The sequence below is a fragment of the Oceanibaculum sp. genome (assembly GCF_022449305.1).
Taxonomy (GTDB): Bacteria; Pseudomonadota; Alphaproteobacteria; order Oceanibaculales; family Oceanibaculaceae; genus Oceanibaculum; species Oceanibaculum indicum.
Genome location: NZ_JAKUSO010000067.1, coordinates 1 through 17,114, shown reverse-complemented (window position 1 = coordinate 17,114; position 17,114 = coordinate 1). Strand labels below are relative to the sequence as shown.

The 17,114-nt window shown below is 67.5% G+C and carries 18 protein-coding genes; 10 read left to right on the top strand and 8 right to left on the bottom strand.

The features are described from left to right. Window positions 1-99: 99 nt before the first annotated feature. Complete coding sequence (locus MK313_RS15675; RefSeq protein ID WP_121220938.1) at window positions 100-882, bottom strand: hydroxypyruvate isomerase family protein; 783 nt, start codon at window positions 880-882, stop codon at window positions 100-102. 131 nt (window positions 883-1,013) lie between these two features. On the opposite strand from MK313_RS15675, the gene MK313_RS15670 reads away from it, so the two are divergent. Both MK313_RS15670 and MK313_RS15665 read left to right on the top strand, forming a co-directional pair. Then, a complete protein-coding gene (locus tag MK313_RS15670; RefSeq protein ID WP_121220936.1) occupies window positions 1,014-1,874 on the top strand; it encodes a VOC family protein in 861 nt (286 codons plus the stop codon). Window positions 1,875-1,888: 14 nt separating this feature from the next. After that, complete coding sequence (locus tag MK313_RS15665; RefSeq protein WP_287782785.1) at window positions 1,889-3,202, top strand: NAD(P)/FAD-dependent oxidoreductase; 1,314 nt, start codon at window positions 1,889-1,891, stop codon at window positions 3,200-3,202. Here MK313_RS15665 and MK313_RS15660 read toward each other — a convergent pair. The 5 genes from MK313_RS15660 to tsaD all read right to left on the bottom strand — a co-directional run bounded on the left by MK313_RS15660 (window position 3,199) and on the right by tsaD (window position 6,587). Then, a complete protein-coding gene (locus tag MK313_RS15660) occupies window positions 3,199-4,266 on the bottom strand; it encodes a COX15/CtaA family protein (protein WP_287782783.1) in 1,068 nt (355 codons plus the stop codon). The genes MK313_RS15665 and MK313_RS15660 overlap by 4 nt on opposite strands. A 116-nt stretch (window positions 4,267-4,382) precedes the next feature. Beyond that, the gene (locus MK313_RS15655; protein WP_287782781.1) at window positions 4,383-4,706 is read right to left on the bottom strand and encodes a Rieske (2Fe-2S) protein; all 324 of its coding nucleotides are present in this window, start codon (window positions 4,704-4,706) and stop codon (window positions 4,383-4,385) included. Beyond that, on the bottom strand, window positions 4,703-5,116 hold the full coding sequence (locus MK313_RS15650; RefSeq protein ID WP_086464080.1) for an EVE domain-containing protein: 414 nt from the start codon (window positions 5,114-5,116) through the stop codon (window positions 4,703-4,705). The genes MK313_RS15655 and MK313_RS15650 overlap by 4 nt, the downstream gene beginning before the upstream one ends. Window positions 5,117-5,120: 4 nt before the next feature. Beyond that, window positions 5,121-5,423: a YciI family protein gene (locus MK313_RS15645; RefSeq protein WP_287782778.1), complete on the bottom strand. Its 303-nt coding sequence runs from the start codon at window positions 5,421-5,423 to the stop codon at window positions 5,121-5,123. Window positions 5,424-5,516: 93 nt separating this feature from the next. Continuing rightward, window positions 5,517-6,587, bottom strand: a complete 1,071-nt coding sequence (gene tsaD, locus MK313_RS15640; protein ID WP_287782790.1) for a tRNA (adenosine(37)-N6)-threonylcarbamoyltransferase complex transferase subunit TsaD — start codon at window positions 6,585-6,587, stop codon at window positions 5,517-5,519. Between the two features lie 80 nt (window positions 6,588-6,667). Here tsaD and hemC point away from each other — a divergent pair, with 80 nt between their 5' ends. From hemC to MK313_RS15615, 5 genes are all read left to right on the top strand, one after another. Continuing rightward, window positions 6,668-7,612 carry a hydroxymethylbilane synthase gene (gene hemC, locus MK313_RS15635; protein WP_287782776.1) on the top strand — a complete coding sequence of 315 codons (945 nt, stop codon included), beginning with the start codon at window positions 6,668-6,670 and terminating at the stop codon, window positions 7,610-7,612. After that, window positions 7,612-9,696 (top strand): uroporphyrinogen-III synthase, encoded by a 2,085-nt coding sequence (locus MK313_RS15630; RefSeq protein ID WP_287782774.1) that lies wholly within the window; start codon window positions 7,612-7,614, stop codon window positions 9,694-9,696. Before hemC ends, MK313_RS15630 begins: the two co-directional genes overlap by 1 nt. Before the next feature lie 10 nt (window positions 9,697-9,706). Next, a complete protein-coding gene (locus MK313_RS15625) occupies window positions 9,707-11,119 on the top strand; it encodes a heme biosynthesis protein HemY (protein WP_287782772.1) in 1,413 nt (470 codons plus the stop codon). A gap of 120 nt (window positions 11,120-11,239) precedes the next feature. Beyond that, a complete protein-coding gene (gene upp, locus MK313_RS15620; protein WP_287782771.1) occupies window positions 11,240-11,890 on the top strand; it encodes a uracil phosphoribosyltransferase in 651 nt (216 codons plus the stop codon). A 21-nt stretch (window positions 11,891-11,911) separates the two neighbouring features. Then, window positions 11,912-12,460 carry a DUF2889 domain-containing protein gene (locus tag MK313_RS15615; RefSeq protein WP_287782769.1) on the top strand — a complete coding sequence of 183 codons (549 nt, stop codon included), beginning with the start codon at window positions 11,912-11,914 and terminating at the stop codon, window positions 12,458-12,460. Between the two features lies 1 nt (window position 12,461). Here MK313_RS15615 and MK313_RS15610 read toward each other — a convergent pair whose 3' ends face one another. Further along, complete coding sequence (locus tag MK313_RS15610) at window positions 12,462-12,797, bottom strand: ribbon-helix-helix domain-containing protein (protein ID WP_287782767.1); 336 nt, start codon at window positions 12,795-12,797, stop codon at window positions 12,462-12,464. A 135-nt stretch (window positions 12,798-12,932) separates the two neighbouring features. After that, a complete protein-coding gene (locus MK313_RS15605) occupies window positions 12,933-13,208 on the bottom strand; it encodes a BolA family protein (protein WP_008943982.1) in 276 nt (91 codons plus the stop codon). Between the two features lie 184 nt (window positions 13,209-13,392). On the opposite strand from MK313_RS15605, the gene MK313_RS15600 reads away from it, so the two are divergent. The 3 genes from MK313_RS15600 (at window position 13,393) to cobT (ending at window position 17,046) form a co-directional block, all read left to right on the top strand. Further along, window positions 13,393-14,025, top strand: coding sequence for a J domain-containing protein (locus MK313_RS15600; RefSeq protein WP_287782764.1), 633 nt, complete (start codon window positions 13,393-13,395; stop codon window positions 14,023-14,025). Between the two features lie 168 nt (window positions 14,026-14,193). Next, a complete protein-coding gene (cobS, locus tag MK313_RS15595) occupies window positions 14,194-15,159 on the top strand; it encodes a cobaltochelatase subunit CobS (protein ID WP_287782788.1) in 966 nt (321 codons plus the stop codon). A 33-nt stretch (window positions 15,160-15,192) separates the two neighbouring features. Next, window positions 15,193-17,046: a cobaltochelatase subunit CobT gene (gene cobT / locus MK313_RS15590; protein ID WP_287782762.1), complete on the top strand. Its 1,854-nt coding sequence runs from the start codon at window positions 15,193-15,195 to the stop codon at window positions 17,044-17,046. Window positions 17,047-17,114 lie beyond the last annotated feature (68 nt).

The window sequence follows — 17,114 nt, the reverse complement described above, 5'->3', positions numbered from 1 at the left end:
TTCTTCCGCAATGACGGCACGACCAGCTGCGAGGTCTATTACTATAAGCCGGACCCGAACCGCCCGAGACAGAACGATCCCCTGCAACGATAGGCTGTCTCAGCCGGCGCGGATACCGTAGGGCGCGGCCCAGGCAAGCCCCGCCGCCGTGCCCTCCGGGCAGCGATATTCGAAGCCGATCCAGCCGCCATAGCCAAGTGCGTCGATTTCCGCCAGCAGCCAGGGGTAATTCACCTCGCCCTGGTCCGGCGACACCCGCGCCGGCGGCCCGGCGATCTGGATATGGCCGACGAGGTCGAGCACGCCTTCCAGCCGGCGCAGCACATCGCCCTGCTGCACCTGCGTGTGGTAGCAGTCGAATTGCAGGCGCACGGCCGCATGGCCGATGGCCGCCACGATCTCCGCCCCCTGTTCGGCGCGGTTCAGGAAATAGCCCGGCTGGTCGCGCCCGTTCAGCGGTTCGATCAGCAGCGTGATGCCGCGCTTCTCCGCCTCCGGCGCGGCGCGCTTCAGATTGGCGATCAGCGTGTCGCGCGCCGGTGCGCTGTCGGGGTCGATGCGGCCGGACAGCACATGGATTCGCCCCGCCCCGATGGCGGCGGCATAATCCAGCGCCTGCGCGATCTCCGCCTCGAACACCGCCTCATTGCCGGGGAGGGCGGCATGGCCCATCGTGCCTTTCTCCGGGTCGGTCGGGCTGTTGATCAGAACCGCCTCCACGCCTGCCGATGCCAGCGCTGCCTTCACTTCGGCGGCGGGCGTGGCGTAGGGGCGCAGCATCTCCACGCCCTTGAAGCCGGCCTTCGCCGCCGCCGCGATGCGGGCGGGCAGGCCGTCCTGCTCCAGGAACAGATAATCGAGATTGGCGTCGAAACGGGGCATGGCTCTCCTCACCGCAGGGGCGGGTCAGCATAGGCGGGCTGCTCCAGGGCTTCCAGCCCGCCATTGCCGGGCGCTTCCTCCCTCCGCTAAGCTGCCAGCCGAAAAGCAGAAATGCCGCAAGGGAGTTACCCATGTCCGCGCCCGTCTGGCCCGTTACCGGCATCGACCATATCCTGATCGCGGTGCGCGATCTGAAGCAGGCCCGCACGACCTATGAGGGGCTGGGCTTCCGGCCGACGCCGATGGGCCGGCACACCAAGCTGGGCTCGGTCAATCACTGCCTGATGCTGGAAAACGACTATCTGGAGCTGCTCGCCATCGACCCGGAGAGCAGCGTTCCGAATCGCTGGGCCGGGCTGCTGGAAGTGCGGCAGGGGGTCGGCGCGGTGGCGCTGCGCAGCACGGATTCCAGGGGGGCGGCGGTGGCGCTGCGGGCCGCCGGGCTGAACCCCGGCGATATCAGCGAATTCTCCCGCCCGGTCGAGCGGCCGGACGGGGTCAAGGATGCCTCCTTCACGGTGCTGCATATCGACCATGCCGCCACGCCGGGCCTGCGCGAATTCCTGTGCCAGCACCACACGCCGGAGCTGGTCTGGCTGCCGGAATATCAGGGGCATCCGAATGGCGCGAAGGCGATCTCCGAGGTGATTGTGGTCGCCCCCGACCCCTCCGCCGTGGTCGCCGCTCAGGAGAGGATGTTCAACACCCGCGCCATGGGCAACAGCCCGCATGCCCGCGTGATCGAGACCGGCACCGCGACCATGATGGTGATGACGCCGGATGCCTTCCTGAAGCGCTTCCCGAAAGCCTCGCTGGTGAAGGCGGCCCTGCCCTATGTTGCCGGCTTCTCGCTGCGGCTGCGCGACACGATGGCCAGCGCCGGCTGGTTCCGCAAGCAGGGCATCAGCTTCGAGCGCAGCGCCGATGGCCGCGCCTACCTGCCGCCGGAACGCGCCTGTGGCGTGACCCTGCAATTCGAAATGCCGGCCTGACGGAGGGGCGCGCCATGGCGCTGGAACTGGGGATCGACCGCCGGCCCGTGCTGCCGCCCTCGCTGTGGGCGAAAACCGCCGCGCCCGCGCCGGAAACGCCGCCGATGCAGGGCGATGTCCGCGCCGATATCTGCATCATCGGCGGCGGCTATACCGGCCTGTCCACCGCGCTGCATCTGAAGCAGCGCGACCCGTCGCTCGCCGTCGTGGTGCTGGAGGCGGCGGAGCCGGGCTGGGGGGCGTCCGGCCGCAATAACGGGCAGGTCATCCCGGCGATGACGCGGCCCGACCCGACCGACATGCTGCGCGAATACGGGCCGGAGCGCGGGGCGCTCTACGCCGCGATGATCCGCGATTCGGCATCGCTCACCTTCGACATGATCCGCCGCCATGGCATCGACTGCGAGGCGGTGCAGAATGGCTGGGTGCAGCCGGCGCACACGCCGGGCCGGATGAAGATCAGCGAGAAGCGCTTCCGCGAATGGGAGGCGCTGGGCGCGCCGGTCACGCTCTATGACCGCGACGCCATCAGGAAGCTGGTCGGCAGCCCGCATTATGAAGGCGGCTGGGGCAATACGACCGGCGGCCATATCAACCCGCTGGGCTATGCGCGCGGGCTGGCGCGCGCCGCGCTTGCGGCAGGCGTTGCGGTGCATGGGATGAGCCCGGCGACCGGGCTGGAACGCCACCACCAGGGCTGGCGCGTGACCACGCCGGGCGGCATCGTGACGGCGGGGTCGGTGGTGCTGGCGACGGCCGGCTACAGCCGCGATCTCTGGCCGCCGCTGGTCCGCTCCTTCGTGCCGTTCCGCAATTATCAGGCGGCAACCATCCCCATCGGCGAGAATCAGCGTGCCGGCATCGTACCCGGCAACCAGGCGGTGTCCGACACGCGCGGCGACCTCTATTTCTTCCGCTTCGATGCCTCGGGGCGGCTGGTCACCGGCGGCAATCTGATCCTGCCCTTTTCCAGCACGGAGCGGCTAGAACGCATGCTGCCGGAACGGCTCGCCTGGCTGTTCCCGCAGCTGGCGGGTATCCGGATGGAGTATGTCTGGCACGGTCATTTCGCAGTGACGATGGACCGCTATCCCCGCCTGTTCGAGCTGGGGCCGGGCCTCTATTCCTTCATCGGCTGCAACGGGCGCGGCGTGGCGCTCTCCACTGCCATGGGCGGGGTGCTGGCCGGGCTGGTGCTGGGCGATGACCGCGCCACCCTGCCGCTGCCGGTCACACAGCCGCAGCCCATTGCCTTCCACGCCGTGGCCCGCCGGGTCGCCCAGTCGGCGCTCGCCTGGTACCGCTGGAAGGATAAGCAGGAGGTCTAGCGCGACCGCCTGACCGCATGCGCCGTCCATAGCGCGGCGGTGAACAGCAGGAAGGCGCCGCCCTGATGCGCGGCTCCCAGCGACACCGGCACATGGGCCAGCAGCGTTATGATGCCCAGCAGATACTGCCCGGCCACCGCCAGTGCCAGCAGGTTGGCCGGCAGCCGCACGGCAGGATCGGCATGGCGGCGCAGCTTCCACCACAGCACCAGTGCCGCCAGCAGCGTCAGCGTTGCCACCAGCCGGTGGTTGAACTGTATCGCCGCCGTGTTTTCCAGCAAGTTCAGCCAGTAAGGCGTCAGCACGCCATAGGCTTCCGGCACCAGATGCCCGTCCATCAGCGGGAAGGTATTGTAGGCGCGGCCGGCATCAGTGCCAGCGACGAAGGCCCCAGTCACCACGACGAACAGAATCCACAAGGCCAGCGTCAGCGAAAGGCCTGCGAAGCGGGGGCCGGCAAGCGGCGCACCAGCTGCCGGGCCGATCCGCCCGCGGATCAAGTCGAGCGCGGTCCACAGCACCACGCCATGCAGGATGAAGGCGACGGTCAGATGCACCGCCAGCCGGTAGTGGCTGACATCCGGCTGGTCCACCAGACCGCTCTTCACCATCCACCAGCCGATGCCGCCCTGCACCGCGCCAAGGGCGAACATCAGCAGCAGCGCCGGCAGCACCGGCTTTTCGATGCGGCCCTTTACCAGGAACCAGAGGAAGGGGATCAGGAACAGCAGCCCCAGCCCGCGCCCCCAAAGCCGGTGGATATATTCCCACCAGAAGATCGTCTGGAAGTCCGACAGGGTCATCCAGAAGTTCTTGTGCTGGAATTCCGGCGTCTCGCGATACAGGTCGAACAGCCGCTGCCAGGCGGCCTCGCTCATCGGCGGCACGGCGTCCAGAAAGGCGCGCCATTCCACCATCGACAGGCCGGATTCGGTCAGCCGCGTGATGCCGCCGATCACCACCATGACAAAGATGGCGGCCGAACAGACCAGCAGCCAGCGGCCGATCTGGCGGCGGTGCGCGGTGCGGTCGGTTACGAAATCGGTATCGGTGGCGGCGGTCATCGGGCGCGGAATCCCTGGCTGGACGATAGGGCTCTGGTCGGGACGGAATGTGTCGCGCCGGGCGGCTTGCGTCAAACCCCTGCGACCATTGGCCCCCTCGACCTTTGGGCGCGGCCTCAGGAGGCCAGCTTCACTGCCCCATCCTCGACGGCCAGCGGCACACGGGTCAGGCTCTCGCCCTGGCACGGCCCGGCGACGCATTCGCCATCCTCGATCTTGAACAGCGCGCCATGGGTCGCGCAGATGATGAACTGGCCGCTATCGTCGATGAAGTCGTCGGGCATCATTTCCAGCGGTGTGAACAGATGCGGGCAGACATTCACATAGCCGAACACCGCCCCACCCTGGCGGACGAGCAGGATGTCCCGCCCGTCCTCCAGCTTGAGGCCCTTGGAATCGCCGTCCGGAATGTCCGTCAGCTGGCAGAGAAGATCGCTCACAGGCTGGTCTCCCCCATCTCCAGCAGGATCTTCCAGTGCTCATCGCTGACCGGCTGCACCGACAGGCGCGACTGGCGCACCAGCGCGATGTCGGTGAGGCGCGGGTCTTCCTTGATGGCCTTCAGCGGCACTGGCTTGGTCATCTTCTTCACCGGCGCCACATCGACCATGCCGAACTTGCCGGCGGGATCGCTGGGGTCCGGGTAATATTCCTTCACGATCTTGGCGATGCCGACGATCTCCACCCCTTCGTTGGAATGGTAGAAGAAGGCGAGGTCGCCGATCTTCATCGCCTTCAGATTGTTGGCGGCCTGGTAGTTGCGCACCCCGTCCCAATGGGTGCGCCCGTCCTTCACCAGCTGGTCCCAGGAATATTTGAAGGGCTCCGATTTCATCAGCCAGTGCGCCATCGGCTTACTCCGCGAGGGCGGCGTTGAAGAACACCTTGCGCCATGGCTTGATCTCGACATGCGCGAACAGCCCGGCCAGCGCATAGGGGTCGTTGGCGGCGAAGGTACGGGCTGCCTCGATGTCCGGCATCTCGACGATGAGGTGGCTGCCGGTCGGCTCCTCGCCGGTGGCGCCGCCGCCCAGCACCGGGCCGCCGACCAGGATCTTGTCGGCCCGCTCCTTCAGATATTCCAGATGGGTCGGGCGGGTGGCCATGCGCAGATCGACGCTGTTCGGCTTGTCCTGGCACACGATGGAAAACAGCATGGAAATATCCTTCAGCTGGAAAACGCGAGAAATGTCGGGCGAGAGGCTAGCCGGTCAAGGCCGCCCTGCCAATGGTGCGCTTTGGGCCGCGTGTTAGGCCGTCTGGCGGGGACGCGCTGTGGCACGCGGCTGCTTCGATATCGCATCCGGGTCCAGCGGCCAGCGCGGGCGCGGCGCGAAGTCGAGCCCGTCGGTCAGGCCGAGGCGCAGCCGCTCGATGCCGGCCCAGGCGATCATCGCTGCATTGTCGGTGCACAGCTTCACCGGCGGGGCCACAAAGCTGTAGCTATGATCGGCGCACAGGCCGGTCAGCGCTGCGCGGATGGTCTGGTTGGAGGCAACGCCGCCGGCCACCACCAGCGTGCGTACCTCGGGATGGCTGTCGGCCAGCGCCGTCATCGCGTTGCGGCAGCGGTTCACCAGGCTGGCGGCGGCGGCGGCCTGGAAGCTGGCGGCGAGGTCCGCCTGCTCGCGTTGCGGCAGCGGGCGCGGCAGCGCCTCGGCGATATGGCGCACGGCAGTTTTCAGCCCGGAAAAAGAGAAGTCGCAGCCCGGCCGGCCCAGCATCGGGCGCGGCAAATCGTGGCGTGTGGCGTCGCCCTGCAGTGCCGCCTTTTCCAGCGACGGGCCGCCGGGGTAGGGCAGGCCCAGCATCTTCGCCGTCTTGTCGAATGCCTCACCCACTGCATCGTCGATGGTGGAGCCCAGCAGCGCATAGCGCCCGACGCCCTCCACCAGTAGCAGCTGGCAATGGCCGCCGGACACCAGCAGCAGCAGATAGGGAAAGGCGACATCGTCGGTCAGCCGGGCCGTCAGCGCGTGGCCTTCCAGGTGGTTCACCGCCAGGAAGGGCAGGTCATGCACGGCGGCGATGGATTTCGCCGTCATCACCCCGACGATGACGCCGCCGATCAGCCCCGGCCCGCCGGTCGCAGCGACACCGGACAGGTCGGCGAAACCGATACCGGCTTCCTGCATCGCCTGGCTGACCAGCCGGTCGATATGGTCGAGGTGGGCGCGCGCGGCGATTTCCGGCACCACGCCGCCATAGGGCCGGTGCTCATCCAGCTGCGACAGCACGACATTGGACAGAATCTTCCGGTCCCCCGTCACAATGGCGGCGGCGGTCTCATCGCAGCTTGTCTCGATACCCAGAACGATCATGGCGCGCACCATAGCGGAGGCGGCGGTGGCCTCCAACGGACTTTCCTTCCGCCAGCGAACCGTCTATCTGTGGATTTGCCATGAAGAAAAAAAGCCTCGTCCGAATCGGCACCCGCGGCAGCCATCTCGCCCTGGCCCAGGCCAGTGAGGTGAAAGCCCGTCTCGCCGCCGCCCATGAGGCGTTGCGCGATCCCGAAGCGGTGGAGATCGTCGTCATCAGCACCACCGGCGACCGGGTGCAGGACCGCCCGCTGGCAGAGATCGGCGGCAAGGGCCTGTTCACCAAGGAGATCGAGGAGGGGTTGCTGGACGGCAGCATCGATATCGCCGTGCACTCCATGAAGGATGTGCCGACGGTGCTGCCGGACGGCCTCGTCATCGACTGCATTCTGGAGCGCGAGGATGCGCGCGATGCCTTCCTGTCCGGAAAGGCGTCCGGCATCGACGATCTGCCGGCGGGCAGCGTCATCGGCACCTCCTCGCTGCGCCGCCAGGCGCTGATCCTCAGCCGCCGGCCCGACCTGAAGGTGGTCAGTTTCCGGGGCAATGTCGGCACCCGCCTGCGCAAGCTGGAAAATGGCGATGTCGATGCCACGCTGCTGGCGATGGCCGGGCTGAACCGGCTGGCGATCCAGCAGGCGGGAACCACGCCGATTCCGGCCGATGTCATGCTGCCAGCCGTCGCACAAGGCGCCATCGGCATCGAGCGGCGGCAGTCGGACGACCGGATCGCCGGTCTGCTGGCGCCGCTGAACCACAGCGAGTCCGCCATCCGGGTGACGGCGGAGCGCGCCATGCTGGCGGAGCTGGACGGCTCCTGCCGCACGCCGATCGCTGCCCATGCGGTGCTGGCCGGCGGCAGCCTGTCGCTGAAGGGGCTTGTCGTCCTGCCGGACGGCACGCAGCGCCATGATGCAGCGCTCGACGGGGCGCCGGGCGATGCCGCGGCCCTTGGCCGTGAGGTCGGGCTGCAGTTGCGGCGCGAGGCCGGGCCGGAATTCTTCCGTCTGCTGGGGCAGGGCTGATGCGGGTCCTGCTGACCCGGCCCGAGCCAGAGTCAGCGGCGCTTGCGGAGCGCCTGAAACAGGACGGAATCGACAGTGTCACCGCCCCGCTGCTGGAGATCGTGCCGCGCGATCCCGGCCCCCTGCCGGTCCCGATTGAGGAGGTGCAGGCGCTGCTTGTCACCTCCGCAAATGCGGCAGCGCGGCTGCCATCGGTGACCGACCGCCGCGATCTCCGCGTGCTGTGCGTCGGTGAGGCTACCGCAGAGGCGGTGCGGGCACAGGGCTTCGCTGCCGTGGATAGCGCAGACGGCGCCATCGAGGAGCTGACCGCGCTGGCGCTTGGCACGCTTGATCCCAAGGCCGGGCCGGTGCTGCATCTCGCGGGCGAGACGGTGGCCGGCGACCTGGCCGGCATGCTGCGGCTGGCGGGCTTCGAGGCGCACCGGCTGGTGGTCTATGAGGCGCGGCCGGCGGAGGCGCTGGCGCCGCGCGCCATGGCCGAGCTGAAGCGCGGGCGGCTGGATGCCGTCCTGTTTTTCTCTCCCCGCACGGCGGAGACCTTTGTTAGGCTGGTTAACGCGGCGGGGCTGGAGGAGAAGCTTGGCGATGTCGCGGCGGTCGCGATCAGCGACAAGGCGGCGGATGCCTGCCGCACCCTGCCCTGGCGCGATGTCATCGTCGCAGCTTCGCCCGATTTGCCGGGCATGTTGGCGACCCTGGCCCAGATGGAAAAGGCCACCAAGATAGAAAATGCCCAGGCGAAACCGGTGGATGGTTCGATGAGCGAACAGGACAAAAACCAGAAGGACAAGGCGGCACCGAAGCCGGAGTCCGCGAAGCCGGCAGAGCCGAAAGCCTCACCCGCCGGTGCGGCAGGTGCCAAGCCGGAGGAGAAGAAGCCTGACCCGCAGAAGCCGGGCAGCCCTTCCGCCGCCGCTTCTTCTCCTGCCACCAAGCCGCGCCGCAGCCGGGCGAAGCTCTATGGTTATGGCGTGCTGACGCTCGCCGTGCTGGGTGTTGTCGCCTTCGGTACGCTGCCGCTGTGGCGGCCCGCCGTGCAGCCCTATCTCTCGCAGATCGGCATCATCCTGCCGGATCTGACGCCGGCCACGGCGGAGGATGGCCGTCTTGCCAGTCTGGCGGACCGGGTCGCGACGCTGGAGAACGCCCCGCGCCCGGATGCTGGCGCGGCACCGGACGCGCTGAATGCGCTGCGCCAGGCGCTGGAAGCCCGGATCACGCAGGTCGAGGACCGGCAGAACGCGCTGTCGGAGGAAATCCGGCTGGTGCGGGAGATGCTGGCTGGCGAGGGCACTGGCAATGCCGTGGCCTTGCCGTCGCAGCCCTCCCCGGAGATCATCGAACGGCTGACGAAGCTGGAGGCCGAGGCGCGGGCGCTAACTGACGCACAGGCCGGGCTGGATGTCGAGGCGCTGCGCGGGCGTGTCAGTGCCCTGGAAACCCGGCAGGCCGAGATGCCGCGCACCGATCCGCAGGAGGTCAGCCGCCTGCGCGAGGATCTGGGGGCGCTGAAACAGTCACTGTCGGAGATCGAGGCCGGGGCCGGCCAACGCGAGGCGCTGGTGCTGGCGGCAGCACAGCTTGCCGGGCCGCTGCAGCAGGGGCTGCCCTACGAGATCGAGCTGGCGGCGCTGCAGCGTACCGCCGATGCCGATCCGCTGGTGGTGGAGATTGCGGCGCAGCTGAAGCCGCGTGCGGGCGCGGGCGTGCCGACTCTGGCAACGCTGCGCCAGCGCTTCCCGGATGTGGCGGGGGCGGCCGTGCGCGCCGCCCGTGTCGGCGAGAGCGACAGCGTGGTCGGGCAGACGCTGAACCGCATCGCCGGCCTGGTCTCGCTGCGCCGGATCGGCTCGGTCGAGGGCGAGACGCCGGAAGCGCGCATTGCCCGGGCCGAGGCGGCCGTGAGTGCCGGCGATCTGGCGGCGGCGATTGCTGAGCTGGATGGCTTGCCGGCTGACGCGGCGGCGGTGGTGGCGGACTGGCGCGCCGATGCCGAGGCGCGGCTGGCGGCGGACAGGGCGTTAACGCGCTTGCGCGATCATCTGCTGGCCGGGCTGGCGCAGCCCGCGGCGAAGCCGTGAGTAGCCGCCGATGATCCGCGCGATCCTGTTCTTCGTGAAGCTGGCGCTGCTGATTGCGGTGGCGGTGTGGCTGGTCGAGCATCCGGGGCTGGTGCGTGTCGACTGGCAGGGCTATCGGCTGGAAACCTCCTTCGGCATCCTCGTCCTGCTGCTGCTGGCGCTGGCCGTGCTGCTCTATGTGCTGGTGCGTTTCTACGGCTCGGTGCTGAAGGCGCCCTTTGCCTTCATGCGGGCGCGCAACGAACGCAAGCGACGGCAGGGCTATCTGGCCCTGACGCAGGGGATGGTCGCGGTCGCCGCCGGCGACCCGGAGGAGGCGAAGCGGCTGGCCCGCAAGGCCGACTCGCTGCTGGAAGACCCGCCGCTGACCATGCTGTTGTCCGCCCAGGCGGCGCAGCTGAATGGCGACGACGATGCGGCCGAGCGCTATTTCACCGCCATGCTGAAGCGCCCGGAAACCGAATTCCTGGGGCTGCGCGGCTTGCTGAACGCCGCAGTGCGCAAGCAGGATTCCGCGAAGGCGCTGACGCTGGTGAAGCGCGCGCATGAGATCCGGCCGCAGACCGACTGGGTGCTGCGCACCCTGTTCGACCTGCAGGTGAAGGACGCCCGCTGGACCGAAGCTCTGTCCACCGTGCAGGAAATGGCGCAGGGCAAGATGCTGTCCGTCGAGGCGGCGAACCGCCACCGCGCGGCCCTGCAGACCGAACGCGCGCGGGAAGCCGCCGGCAAGGGCGATACGGCGGAGGCGCTGGACCGTGCCAAGCGGGCGCTGGGCCACAAGGCCGATTTCGTCCCGGCGGCGCTGGAGAAGGCGCGGCTGCTGATCGAGGGCGGCAAGCACAAGCGCGCGGCGAAGCTGATCGAAAGCGTGTGGGCGGTGCGTCCGCACCCTGGCCTTGCTGCCCTGTATGAGCGCTGCTGGCCGGGCGAAAGCGCCCTGCAGCGCATGCGCCGCTTCCAGTCCCTGGCCGCCCTGAACCCGCAGGCGGTGGACAGCCATGTCGCCGTCGCCAAGGCAGCGCTCGACGCCCAGCTCTGGGGCGAGGCGCGTGGCCAGCTCGACAAGGCGATGGTGGCCGGGGCCTCGGCGAACGCCTACCGGCTGATGGCCTCCGTCGTCGAATCCGAATATGGCGATGTCGCAAAGACGCGCGACTGGCTGGAGAAGGCCGCTGCCGCCCCGGCCGATCCGGTCTGGATCTGCGGCAATTGCGGGGCGCAGGCCGAACGCTGGCATGCGGTCTGCGGCCATTGCGGCGCGTTCGACAGCCAGGAGTGGCGCCTGCCGCCGCGCGCCGAGCCGCTGGCACTGCCGGCGATTGATGGGGAAACTGCACCGGACCAGCGCCCGTCGCCGGTCATCCTGCCGCCCGCCGCGCGGCAGGCAGCACCCGAGGTCACGCCGCCCCGCCCGGATTGACGCACGCACTGACGAGCCTGGGCTGACGCGCCTGGATTCTATGTGTCAGGATTGACGCGCCGTTGCGTCTCGGCTACGAGGCCCGGCCTTTTCGCTTCAGCGCTTCCGCGAGGTTCCGACATGTCCGCCCATCCCGACTTCCCGAACCTGCATGTGCTCGATCACCCGCTGATCCAGCACAAGCTCTCCAAGATGCGCAGCCGCGAGACGACGACGATCAAGTTCCGCCTGCTGCTGAAGGAGATCGCGCTGCTGATGGGCTATGAGATCACCCGCAACCTGCCGATGACGACGGAGCGGGTGGAAACGCCGCTCACCACCATGGATGCACCGGTGATCGATGGCCGCAAGCTGGCTGTGGTGTCGATCCTGCGCGCCGGCCTCGGCATGGCGGACGGGCTGCTGGAGCTGGTGCCGGCGGCGCGGGTCGGGCATGTCGGCCTGTATCGCGACCATGACACCAAGCAGCCGGTGGAATATCTGGTGAAGCTGCCCTCGGCGGAGGGGCGGCTGTTCGTGCTGGTCGATCCGATGCTGGCGACCGGCAATTCCGCCGTGCATGCCGTCGATGTTTTGAACCGGCATGGCGTGCCGGACGAGAATATCCGCTTCATGGCGCTGGTGGCCGCCCCCGAGGGCGTGGCGCAGTTCAATAAATCGCACCCGAATGTGCCGGTCTATGTGGCGTCGCTGGACGAGCAGCTGGACGAGAATGCCTATATCGTTCCCGGCCTGGGCGATGCCGGCGACCGGATTTTCGGCACCAAGTAGTGTAAGGGAAGGGAGCAGGCCATGCCTCTGTCCGAACCGGCAGCACGCGAGAAGCTGCATACCCGCACCGTCACCTGCGAGGGGTTCCGGCGCGCGGACGGGCTGTGGGACATCGAAGGCCACATGACCGACGTGAAGAGCTATGGCTTCGACAACAGCTGGCGCGGACGGGTGGAGCCGGGCGAGCCGCTGCATGGCATGTGGCTGCGCCTCACCATCGACGAGGATTTCAATATCCGCGCCGCCGAGGCCTTCACCGAATACAGCCCCTATGAGGTGTGCGGCGCCATCGCGCCCAATTTCAAGGCGCTGGAAGGGCTGACCATCGGGCCGGGCTTCACCCGCAAGGTGAAGGAACTGCTGGGCGGCACACGCGGCTGCACTCATCTGGTGGAACTGCTGGGGCCGATGGCGACGACCGCCTACCAGACTCTGGTCGGCCAGCGCCGGAAGAAGCCGGAAGCGGCCGCGCCGCCGCGCAAGCCCTGGCACATCGATACCTGCCACGCGCTGGCCAGCGACGGCCCGATCGTGAAGAAGGACTGGCCGGACTTCTATACCGGGCGCTGACTCAGACCGGTCTTTGGGGCCGCTCCGCCACGATCTGCTGGCGCGTGAGCCCCAGGGCCGCATCCAGCGGCTGTGGCATGGTCATGGGATGGCGACCTGCTGCGGGCTCGTCCAGATTGGCCGCGACCGAGCGGAAATAGGCCAGGGCGAAGACCCGGACCGCAGAGGTGAGGCTGGAGCGGTCGCGCACCTTGTTCACCAGCGAACAGAGCTGGTTGATGCTGAGATTCTCGCGCAGCGAGATGTCGCGCAGCGCCTCCCACATCTCAGGCTCCAGCCGCATGCTCGTGCGGTGCCCGTTCACGACGACATTATGGCTTTTCAGGCTGGTGCCCATTTGCCCTTCGCGGTTGCTGCGCCGCCGCCGCCGGGGCGCCGGACGATTATCTTCGTATGTCACTGTAATGGAGCGGTCGTTGAATGCAACCATGAAATGTCTTTCTTTAATAAGCACCCTCAATGGTTGATGTGCTCAGCGCGGCGTTTCGCCGGGCGCCTGGGCGGACAGGGACAGGGCGTGGATCGGCCCGCTCAGCTCTTCCGCCAGCAGCGAATGGATGATGCGCTGGCGTTCGATGCGTGACTTGCCGGCGAACTGCGCGGAGACGATCTCGACACGGAAATGGCTTTCCCCACCCGGCCGGTGCCCGGCATGGCCGACATGCCGGTGCGATTCGTCGATGACCGTCAGGCTTTCCGGGGCGAGTCCCTGGCGCAGCTTCGCCTCTATCGTCTGGGCAACTGTCATGGAAGATCCTCACTGCCTGTGGTTGCGCCGGTCTGGCAATTAACCATTACCGTGATACGAAGAGTAACGTCCGTGCACAAACGATAAATCGACAACCCCCGTCTCAAAACCACGCGGGAACGGTCCTGCGCCGCTGCATGCGGGCCATGTCTTGTGGTCTCGGCGCTTGCCGGGGATGGACCGCGTGACCATAATTCCTGACATGGCACGCACGAAGACAATTGATCCTTGGGAACAGGAGTGGCGCCGGCGCTATGCCGAGGCGCAGGCTCATGGTCCTGTGCATCGTCCGTGCGAGCATCCCGGCTGTACCGAGCGCGGTGAGTTCCGTGCGCCGCGCGCGCGCGACAAGCTGAACGAATATCGCTGGTTCTGCCTCGATCATGTGCGCGCCTACAACGCCGCCTGGAATTATTTCGCGGGCATGAGCGAGCCTGAGGTGGAGGCGCATATCCGCCGCGATATCACTTGGGACCGGCCGACCTGGCGGCTGGGCGATGGACAGCGCGCGAAGGAGCCGAAGCGCGGCTGGAAGGTCTATGACGATTTCGGAATCTATGAGGAAAATGTCGGCCCGGACCCGGAGCAGGCGGAAAAGGCGAAGCGCCAGGCCCGCCAGCCGGCCGCCTCACCGGAGGCCAAGGCTGCCGCAGAGCTGGGTCTGGAACTGCCAGTCACCTGGCAGGAGGTGCGGGTGCGCTACCGCCAGCTGGTGAAGGAAAACCACCCCGATGCCCATGGCGGCGACAAGGCTGCCGAGGAGCGCCTGAAATCCATCAATCATGCCTATTCGATTTTGCGAAAGTTCTTATGTTAAAAAACGCGGTGCGTAACCCTCTCCGATTGCGCTAGCCTGCTCCCCGAATTGGCCTGACCGGCTGGCAAGGCTCCCTTAAAACAGAACGGAAGTCACCTTCTCATGGCTCAAGCTACTGCGTCCGCCATTCCCGCATCGACCGTCGCGGAGACTCCGCGCGCCCATCCGATGGACATGCCGGATATCACCGTCTCGGTGCGCCAGACCTTCGGCATTGACGTCGATATGGACGTGCCCGCCTTCTCCGTCGGCAGCGAGTACGTGCCGGACCTAGACAAGAGCTACCAGTTCGACCGCGCGACCACGCTCGCGATCCTGGCCGGTTTCGCGCATAACCGCCGCGTCATGATCCAGGGCTATCACGGCACCGGCAAATCGACGCATATCGAGCAGGTCGCCGCGCGCCTGAACTGGCCGTGCGTGCGCGTGAACCTGGACAGCCATATCAGCCGTATCGACCTGATCGGCAAGGACGCCATCGTGCTGCGCGACGGCCATCAGGTGACGGAATTCCGCGAGGGCATCCTGCCCTGGGCGCTGCAGAACCCGGTGGCGCTGGTGTTTGACGAGTATGATGCCGGCCGGGCCGACGTGATGTTCGTGATCCAGCGCGTGCTGGAGGTCGAGGGCAAGCTGACGCTGCTGGACCAGAACCGCGTGATCCGCCCGCACAAATCGTTCCGCATGTTCGCCACCGCCAATACGGTCGGTCTCGGCGATACGACGGGCCTCTATCACGGCACGCAGCAGATCAACCAGGGTCAGATGGACCGCTGGTCGATCGTCTCCACGCTGAACTATCTGCCGCATGACGACGAGGTGAACATCGTGGCCGCCAAGCTGCCCGACTATGGCAGCAAGGAAGGCCGCGAGACGCTGTCCGCCATGGTCCGTGTCGCCGACCTGACGCGTGCCGGCTTCATCAATGGCGACATCTCCACGGTGATGAGCCCGCGTACCGTCATCACCTGGGCGGAGAATGCGAAGATCTTCGGGGATGTCGGGATGGCCTTCCGCCTGACCTTCCTGAACAAGTGCGACGAGGTGGAGCGCAGCGTGGTGGCTGAATACTACCAGCGCAGCTTCGGTAAGGATCTGGAGGATACCGGCATCCGCGCCACCCGGAAGAACTGAGCCCATCCAGAGGCAGGTTAAGGCAGGATCGACATGTCGAGCGGCGAAACCCCGGTCGAGGAATTCAAGCGCGCCACCGCAGCCGCCTTGCGGGCGATCGGTCGTGCGCCCGAGGCCGAGGTGACCTATGGCGTCGAGCAGCCCGGCATCGTCGCCGGGCGGGTCCGGCTGCCGGTGCCGGCCACCGACCTCAACCCGCATGAGCGCGCGCTGGTGCGCGGCGAGGCGGATGCGCTGGCCCTGCGCCTGCGGCATCACGACGAAGCGGTGCATCAGCGCCGCACGCCGGGCAGCGGCGTCGCCAAGGCGATCTTCGATGCCATGGAGCAGGCCCGCTGCGAGGCCATCGGCGCCAGCCAGATGGCCGGCGTCGCCGACAATCTGGCGCAGGCGCTGGACGAGCGCTGCAAGCGCAAGGGCTTCGAGCACATCACCGAGCGCAACGAGGCCAACCTCGCCGATGTGATGCGCCTGATCGCCCGCCAGGAGATCAGCGGCGAGACCCCGCCGCCCAGCGCCCGCCGGCTGGTCGATACCTGGCGCGGCTGGGTGGAGGAACGCTGTGGCGGCGACCTCACCTCGCTGCGCGAGCATCTGCTGGACCAGGACGCCTTCGCCAAGGCAGCGCGCCAGCTCATCCGCGACCTGGATCTTGATCCGGGCGAGGAGGGCGATGGCGACGATAACGATATGGATGACAGCGAGGGCGGCGAGGACGGCGAGGCCGAGCAGCAGGATGACAGCGACATGCAGTCGGCCTCGGACAGTGCCGACGGCGAAGACAGCATGCCGCAGGAGATGCAGGTCGGCGAGGAAGGCGACGAGACCGGCGAGCAGGCCGAGGGCGAGATGATGCCCGGCAGCAGCGAGGAGGAGTCGGAGGAACCCGGCACGCCGCAGCAGCGCCGCAACCAGGCCGGCGCCGGCGACAACCGTCCCTACCAGCCCTATGTCACCGAATTCGACGAAGTGGTGATGGCGGACGAGCTGTGCGATTCCGAGGAGCTGACGCGCCTGCGCAAGCTGCTGGACCAGCAGCTCACCCATTTGCAGGGCGTGATCGGCAAGCTGGCCAACCGGCTGCAGCGCCGCCTGATGGCGCAGCAGAACCGCACCTGGGAGTTCGATCTGGAAGAGGGCATGCTGGACACGGGCCGGCTGTCGCGCGTGGTGACCAACCCGACCTATCCGCTGTCCTACAAGATTGAGAAAGAAACCAACTTCCGCGACACCGTCGTCACGCTGCTGATCGACAATTCCGGCTCGATGCGGGGCCGGCCGATCACCATCGCGGCGATGAGCGCTGACATCCTGGCGCGCACGCTGGAGCGTTGTGGCGTGAAGGTGGAGATACTGGGCTTCACCACCCGCGCCTGGAAGGGCGGGCTGTCGCGCGAACGCTGGATTTCCGGCGGCAAGCCGGCCAACCCGGGACGCCTGAACGATCTGCGCCACATCGTCTACAAGGCCGCCGACGAGCCGCTGCGGCGCGCGCGCAAGAATCTGGGGCTGATGCTGCGCGAAGGCATCCTGAAGGAGAATATCGACGGCGAGGCGCTGTTGTGGGCGCATAATCGCCTGCTGGCCCGCACCGAGGAACGCCGAATCCTGATGGTGATCTCGGACGGTGCGCCGGTGGACGATTCCACGCTGTCGGTCAATCCGGGCAATTACCTGGAACGCCATCTGCGCGAGGTCATCCATTTCGTCGAGACCCGCTCGCCGGTGCAGCTTGTCGCCATCGGCATCGGTCACGACGTGACGCGGTATTATCGCCGCGCGGTCACGCTGGTGGATGCCGAGCAGCTGGGTGGCACGATGATGGAGCAGCTGGCCTCGTTGTTCGACGAGGATCAGGGCGGCCGCAAGGGGCGGCGCGCGGCCTGATTAGGCTTTTCGTTTCGGCCGGGCGAGCGGGTGATGCTGTTCGACCAGCCGGCGCAGCCTTTCCTCCA